Here is a 5,627-nt window from a genome sequence, read left to right as displayed (position 1 = left end):
GTGTATAAGAGACAGGTGTGACCGCCGCGATCACCAGGGGGATCGCGAACGCCAGCGCGATCAACGAGTAATTCGCCGGCCGGCCCATCACGAGGTAGGCCACCACGGCGGCGCACGGGACGATGCGCTGCGTGGCCACCAGCCAGCTCGAGAACCGGTGACTGCCGATGCCGGCGAAGTGGTTCTGGGCGTAGTTCTGCAGGGTGTCCCCGGCACCCCAGACGATGCCGGCAGCCACCGTGGCGGGTAGCCGCAGCAGCGCCGCGCCGGACAGCAGCACCGTGACAAGCGCCAGGTTGCTGCCGAGGTGCATGAGGTAGAGCGCCCGGACCAGGCTGAGTGGCTTCCGGCCGGAGAGGTGTTGCATCGGGGGAGAGTGTTCGGCTGCCACCCGCAGCACCCGCGCCGGTGCGCCGAAGCCGAACACGATCCCGGCCACCGTGGTCACCGCCCCGGCCGCAATGAATTCGCCGTAGGAGTGGACCGGTGAAATGCGCGCGAGCAGCAGCAGGGTCAGACCCAGTCCCACCGAGCTGACGATGCGCGAGGAAAAGCGCCACGCCACGCTCCGCGCGGTGTGCGGAGGCTGATGGTTGACCTGCCCGGTGTCCATCCGCGAACGAAGGATGCGCGACTAATGCAGCCGGGCCGACAGCCGCCGCCGCAGAGTCCGGTAGGTCGGGGTGAGTCGCAGTTTGAACACCGGTATCTGGGCCAGATGAAACGCGGCGCCCCCCAACCCGTAGAGCTTTTCGGCCGGGGTCCGCGAGTAGCGCATCCGGACGTCGTAGGACTCCTTGACGAAAGTCGGCCACATCTTGGCGGCTTTGGTTGCGTCGTGGAAGCGCAGCGCCCCGATCCCCACCGGCACGTAGACCTGGCGCAAACCGGTCTGCGCGATACGTACCTGCAGGTCGTAGTCCATGGAGCAGTGCAGATCCTCGGCGATGCCGCCCAGTTCGCGCAGCGTGCTGTCGCGCATCACGATCGACCCGGAGAACGCCGTGGGGCCCTGGACCAGCAGTTTCTTCAGCTCCATCTGGCGCCCGGGGAACAAATCCACCGACGTGCCGTCCTCCCGGATCATGCGGCTGTCCCCGTAGAACACGTCGGCGTCGGGGTGCTCGGCGATGGCCGTGCGCAGCCCATCGAGCGCACCGGGCAGGAGCACGTCGTCGGAGTTGAGCCAGATCGTCCACGACGGTTTTGCGCGGGCCAGGGCGCGGTTGAGGGCGTCGGACTGTCCGCGGTCGGGTTCGATCACCGGCTTGACCCGCTGATCGGCGCGCGCCAGTGCCGCTATGACGTCCTGCGTGCCGTCTGTGGATCCAGCGTCTTGGATCAGGAGTTCGTCGTCGGGGCCCATCTGGTCCAGCGCGCTGCGAAATGCAGTCTCGGCGAATCGGCCCGCGTTGTACGACGGCACGAGGATGCTGAAGACCGGTGTGGACCCGGGTTTGTCACCGCACTGCTGGGTGCTCACCCTTCGGTTCCTCTCATCGTGCTGGATGAACCGCTTTGCCGTGGCGACGATCGCTCAACCGAGGCGAAAAAGCACGCGGGTCTCGTGAACCGTCGAATCCAAATCGCTGCGCGAACAGCCGAAACGCACAATCGTACGCTATCAGTTGTCGGCTTCGGGCGCCGCAGTTCTCTGGCGCCGGTGGCAGCCCTGACCTGCTGGGTAAGAGCGGGTCCCCGCCGGTTCGGGGGACGGCGGCGGCTTGCCCGCCCAGCCCGCCCAGCCCGCCCGGCAGCGAATCTCTGGCCGACAGCGCGGCGTCTGCGCATCAAGCTCCGTCGCCAGGACTCGAACCTGAACTATCTGAACCAAAATCAGAGGTGCTGCCGATTACACCACGACGGATCGGTGCTCGCCCAGTGACTCTAATGCAAAGGACTACCCTGGTCGCGTGGCTGGTCTGGATAAGGACGGCCGGGCGCCGCGTGCCCGGATGACAGGTAGCGAGCGTCGCCATCAACTGATCGACGTGGCCCGCTCGCTGTTCGCCGAACGCGGTTTTGACGGCACGTCCATCGAGGAGATCGCGCAGCGCGCCAACGTGTCCAAACCCGTGGTCTATGAGCACTTCGGGGGTAAAGAGGGGCTCTACGCGGTGGTGGTCGACCGCGAGATGTCGGCATTGCTGGACGGCATCACCACGTCGCTGACCAAGGCGACCAACAATCAGTCCAGGCTGCGGGTGGAGCGCGTTGCGCTGGCATTGCTGACCTACGTCGACGAGCACACCGACGGATTCCGCATCCTGATCCGCGACTCGCCGGCGTCGATCAGTTCCGGCACCTACTCCACCCTGCTCAACGACGCGATCGGCCAGGTGTCGTCGATTCTGGCCGGCGACTTCGCCCGGCGCGGCCTGGACCCGGAGACCGCACCGCTGTATGCCCAGGCGCTGGTCGGTTCGGTGTCGATGACGGCCCAGTGGTGGCTCGACGTGCGTGAGCCCAAGAAAGAGGTGGTGGCCGCGCACCTGGTCAACCTGTGCTGGAACGGGTTGACCCACCTGGAGTCCGATCCCACTCTGCACGACGAATAGAGCATGTACCGCAACGCAAGTCGGCGGCCTGCGCCGCACCGCCTAGAATTGCCCGCATCATGACCGCACCGGGGCACCAGAGTGTCCACACCCCGATCGCGGGGATCGTAGACCTGGCGTTGAGCGCGCCGACCTTCACCGAACTCATGGAGTCCGTGGGCGAACCGCCCGCTGAGCTCGCACTGGTCGGGCCGGTCGGTGCACGGCCGTTCGCGGCTGCCGCCCTGGCGCGCGACCGCGCCCTGCTGGTGGTCACCGCCACCGGCCACGAGGCCGACGATCTGACCGCCGAGCTGCGCGGCGTCTATGGCGACGCGGTGGCGCTCTTCCCGTCCTGGGAGACGCTGCCGCACGAGCGGCTCTCGCCGGGCGTGGACACCGTCGGCGCCCGCCTGCTGCTGCTGCGCCGGCTGGCCCGGCCCGACGACGCCCGGCTCGGTCCGCCGCTACGCGTGGTGGTGACCACCGCGCGATCGCTGCTTCAGCCGCTGACCGGCCAATTGAGCGCGATCGAGCCGGTGCTGCTGGCGCTCGGCGACGAGGTCGCCTTCGAGTCGGTGATCGCCCGGCTGGTGGAACTGGCCTATACCCGGGTTGACCTGGTCGGCAAGCGGGGGGAGTTCGCCGTCCGCGGTGGCATCCTCGACCTGTTCCCGCCTACCGCCGAACACCCCGTACGGATCGAGTTCTGGGGCGACGAGATCACCGAGATCCGGCCGTTCTCGGTGGCCGATCAGCGCTCCATCCCCGAGATCGAGGTGGGCACCGTGGTGGCGGTGCCCTGCCGGGAGCTGCTGCTCACCGATGACGTTCGGGCCCGCGCGGCCGAGCTGGCGCGCGATCAGCCGCACACCGAGAACGCCGTGAGCGGCACGGTCGGCGACATGCTGGCCAAGCTCGCCGAGGGCATCCCGGTCGACGGCATGGAGGCGCTGGGTGCCGTGCTGCGGCCCGGCCCGCAGACCCTGCTGACCGATCAGCTGCGCCCCGGTACCCCGGTGTTGGTCTGCGATCCGGAGAAGGTACGCGCGCGTGCCGCGGATCTGATCAAGACCGGCCGGGAGTTCCTGGAGGCCTCCTGGTCGGTCGCCGCGATCGGTGGTGAGGCGCCGATCGACATCGAGCAGCTCGGCGGGACGGGGTTCCGGGACTTCGCGCAGGTACGCCAGGCCGCTCTCGACGGCGGACACCCGTGGTGGACGCTGAGCCAGCTGCCCAACCCCGACGCGACGGAGCTCGATGTGCGTCCGGCACCGTCGGCCCGCGGCCGGCAACGCGACATCGACGAGATCTTCGCGATGCTGCGGGCGCACATCGCCACCGGCGGACGCGCGGCCCTGGTCGCCCCCGGGATCGGGACCGCCCGCCGGATGGTGGAGCAGCTGGCCGAATCCGACATCGCGGCGACCCTGCTGGAGCCCGGTGCGGCACCGCAGCCCGCGGCGGTCGGGGTGCTGCAGGGCCCGCTGCACGAGGGACTGATCGTCCCCGGCGCCGGCCTGGTGGTGGTGACCGAAGCCGACCTGACCGGCAACCGGGTGAGCGGCCCCGAAGGCAAGCGGCTGGCGGCCAAGCGCCGCAACGCCGTCGATCCGCTGGCCCTGACCGCCGGCGACCTGGTGGTGCACGACCAGCACGGCATCGGCAAATTCGTGGAGATGACCGAGCGCACCGTCGGCGGGGCGCGGCGCGAGTACCTGGTGCTGGAATACGCCTCGGGTAAACGCGGCGCGAACGGCACCGACAAGCTCTATGTGCCGATGGACTCGCTGGACCAGCTGTCGCGCTACGTCGGCGGAACGGCCCCGGCGCTGAGCCGACTCGGCGGCAGCGACTGGACCCAGACCAAGACCAAGGCCCGCAAGGCGGTGCGCGAGATCGCCGACGAACTCGTCGCGCTCTACGCCAAACGCCAGGCCGCGCCCGGTCACGCGTTCGCCCCGGACAGCCCGTGGCAGGCCGAGATGGAAGACGCGTTCGGGTTCACCGAGACCATGGACCAGCTCACCGCGATCGGCGAAGTCAAGGCCGACATGGAAAAGCCGGTGCCGATGGACCGGGTGATCTGCGGCGACGTCGGCTACGGCAAGACCGAGATCGCGGTGCGCGCGGCGTTCAAGGCCGTCCAGGACGGCAAGCAGGTCGCGGTGCTGGTGCCCACCACGCTGCTGGCCGATCAGCACCTGCAGACGTTCAGCACCCGGATGGCCGGGTTCCCGGTGACCGTCAAGGGACTGTCGCGTTTCACCGATGCCCGCGAATCCAAGGCGACCATCGACGGCCTGGCCGACGGCTCGGTCGATGTGGTGATCGGAACGCACCGGCTGCTGCAGACCGGGGTGCGCTGGAAGGACCTCGGCCTGGTGATCGTCGACGAGGAACAGCGGTTCGGCGTCGAGCACAAGGAGCACATCAAGGCCCTGCGCACCCATGTCGACGTGCTCACCATGAGCGCGACACCCATCCCGCGCACCCTGGAGATGAGCCTGGCCGGCATCCGGGAGATGTCGACCATCCTCACCCCGCCCGAAGACCGCTATCCCGTGCTGACCTACGTCGGCCCGCACGACGACAAGCAGGTCGCCGCGGCGCTGCGCCGGGAACTGCTGCGCGACGGCCAGGTCTTCTACGTGCACAACCGGGTCAGTTCCATCGACGCGGCCGCCGCCCGGGTACGCGCGCTGGTGCCCGAGGCCCGGGTTGTGGTCGCGCACGGTCAGATGCCCGAGGAAATGCTGGAGACCACGGTGCAGGGTTTCTGGCACCGCGAGTACGACATCCTGGTGTGCACCACGATCATCGAAACCGGCCTGGACATCTCCAACGCCAACACCCTGATCGTCGAGCGGGCCGACACCTTCGGGCTTTCGCAGCTGCATCAGCTGCGGGGTCGGGTCGGACGCAGCCGGGAACGCGGCTACGCCTACTTCCTCTACCCGCGCGAGACCCCGCTGACCGAGACCGCCCACGACCGGCTGGCCACCATCGCCCAGAACAACGAACTGGGCGCCGGCATGGCGGTGGCGATGAAGGACCTGGAGATCCGCGGCGCCGGCAACGTGCTGGGGG

General features: G+C 68.7%; 4 protein-coding genes and 1 tRNA gene. 2 read left to right on the top strand and 3 right to left on the bottom strand.

Going from position 1 to position 5,627, the window contains the following annotated elements; genetic code table 11:
- The 3 genes from LI92_RS19390 to LI92_RS19380 form a co-directional block, all read right to left on the bottom strand.
- A partial coding sequence (locus tag LI92_RS19390) for a hypothetical protein (protein WP_046321832.1) occupies positions 1–613 on the bottom strand: 613 nt, incomplete at its 3' end.
- Positions 614–634: 21 nt separating this feature from the next.
- On the bottom strand, positions 635–1,483 hold the full coding sequence (locus tag LI92_RS19385) for a glycosyltransferase (protein ID WP_046321831.1): 849 nt from the start codon (positions 1,481–1,483) through the stop codon (positions 635–637).
- A gap of 312 nt (positions 1,484–1,795) precedes the next feature.
- Positions 1,796–1,867 (bottom strand) — tRNA-Gln (locus LI92_RS19380).
- 88 nt (positions 1,868–1,955) lie between these two features.
- Here LI92_RS19380 and LI92_RS19375 point away from each other — a divergent pair.
- Both LI92_RS19375 and mfd read left to right on the top strand, forming a co-directional pair.
- Positions 1,956–2,558 carry a TetR/AcrR family transcriptional regulator gene (locus LI92_RS19375; RefSeq protein ID WP_046321829.1) on the top strand — a complete coding sequence of 201 codons (603 nt, stop codon included), beginning with the start codon at positions 1,956–1,958 and terminating at the stop codon, positions 2,556–2,558.
- Between the two features lie 59 nt (positions 2,559–2,617).
- On the top strand, positions 2,618–5,627 hold a 3,010-nt coding region (gene mfd / locus LI92_RS19370), incomplete at its 3' end, for a transcription-repair coupling factor (RefSeq protein ID WP_046321828.1).

It is taken from the genome of Mycobacterium sp. UM_Kg1, from assembly GCF_000972925.1.
In the GTDB taxonomy this organism is placed as follows: Bacteria; Actinomycetota; Actinomycetes; order Mycobacteriales; family Mycobacteriaceae; genus Mycobacterium; species Mycobacterium hiberniae.
The sequence above is the reverse complement of the archived record's forward strand: the minus strand, read 5'-3'. Positions and strand labels throughout refer to the sequence as shown.

Bases quoted from the DNA above. Each gene is read 5' to 3' on its own strand.
- LI92_RS19375 (WP_046321829.1), top strand. From the start codon at position 1,956: ATGACAGGTAGCGAGCGTCGCCATCAACTGATCGACGTGGCCCGCTCG.